Origin of the sequence: Bacillus sp. BPN334 (genome assembly GCF_008368885.1) — a bacterium.
Taxonomy (GTDB): domain Bacteria; phylum Bacillota; class Bacilli; order Bacillales; family Bacillaceae_G; genus Bacillus_A; species Bacillus_A wiedmannii.
Map to the genome: position 1 here is coordinate 1 of NZ_QOZW01000055.1, position 301 is coordinate 301.

The 301-nt window shown below is 45.2% G+C and carries 1 protein-coding gene; it reads right to left on the reverse strand.

Annotated elements, in window-relative coordinates; all coding sequences use genetic code 11:
* Positions 1 to 301: amino acid--tRNA ligase-related protein (locus DN393_RS31180; RefSeq protein WP_304521062.1), on the reverse strand; the 301-nt coding region annotated here is incomplete at both ends.

Consider the following 301-nt stretch of genomic DNA (forward strand, 5'->3'; position numbering starts at 1 on the left):
TGATACGACCGAGGTCAGAGTTGATTACGTTGTTCATGCGCTCAAGAACTGTTTTATCAACGAAGCTGTTGAAGAATTCCATTTCTTCTGGTGCATGCTCTAGTACGTATTTCATTGCATATTTCAGCATATCTTCTGTAAGATACATTACGTCGCCTAATTCAGCGAATGCAATCTCCGGCTCAACCATCCAGAACTCATCTGCGTGGCGAGTTGTGTTTGAGTTTTCTGCACGGCATGTAGGGCCGAATGTGTATACGTCACGGCATGCTAATGCATCAGCTTCAGCGTTCAGCTGTCC